This window comes from Psychrobacter sp. 1U2 (assembly GCF_051847575.1).
The window spans coordinates 1-1,028 of the sequence record NZ_JBPYDC010000491.1 but is presented as its reverse complement, the minus strand read 5'-3'; the positions used below and the strand labels follow the sequence as shown (position 1 = coordinate 1,028).

Sequence of the window (1,028 nt, the reverse complement as noted above, 5' to 3'; positions counted from 1 at the left end):
TGCTTAGAATACAAGTTCACTGTGAAAGGTAATAAGTAAATACTCTGTATTAGCGATTCTATTATGTGCTGATAGAGAGTATTAGGAGTTGTAATATTAAATTTTTCTTACTTATGCTTACAAAGCGCTATCATTTGCTTGCAAACTAACCCTATAGCTCATCATATTAACTTGATAGCATCATAGTAGTTCCAATATAAAAATTATGGTCTTATGTACGGGTTATCGTTTATGCCGCACATGAGACGTATTAAACAAGGTTTTACCGATTAAAAACTATAAAACGATTATGAATATTAGGTAACTGTAATACGCTAATGAGACTGAGCTAAATCAGACAGCTATATAAACTAAGCAAAGTAATTTGACCTATATAAACAGTTTATTGGTTGGAATTTATAACAACAACATAAGGAAAAGTATTTATGAAAGCGACCCTTAAGAGTTTACGTGAAACAAAAGCTGATCCTGCAGTAAGTATATTTGTAAAGACCCACCGTGAGCATCCAGGAAATGAACAAGATCCTATTGCGTTAAAGAATCAACTAAAAGTAGTCGAGGAGCGCTTGACCAATGAGTACGACAAGCAAACAGCGACCACTATTTTAGAAAATATTCATGCCAAAACTGACGAGCTCAATCATAACTATAACCTTGATACGTTAGCGATTTTTGCCAGTACTGACGATGTGCAAATTATCCGTATGCCACTTGATACCAAAGAGCGCGTTGTAATATCAGATCGTTTTGCAACTCGTGACCTTGTCCGCGATATGGCAAGCGCTGTACATTACTATACGGTGGTCCTCACACGCGATGTGGCTCGTTTAATTGAAGCTTCTAATGATCGCGTTATCAAAGAATTCGATAATGATTCTGATCGCCAGAATAATATGGAAAACATCCCGTTTCCTATAGAAAATAATGGTTTGTATACTACTGGTGATGCAGGCTCTGACCGCTCAGCTAACAAAGAAGATAACTATTTAAAAGAGTTCTTTAATCAAGTTGATAAAAGTGTACAAGAG

1 protein-coding gene is annotated in these 1,028 nt (G+C 35.8%); it reads left to right on the top strand.

The genetic code is table 11. From position 1 onward, the window contains the following. Positions 1-425 precede the first annotated feature (425 nt). Positions 426-1,028 (top strand): baeRF3 domain-containing protein (locus ACS8FD_RS16800; protein ID WP_439276680.1); only part of this gene is annotated, 603 nt, incomplete at its 3' end.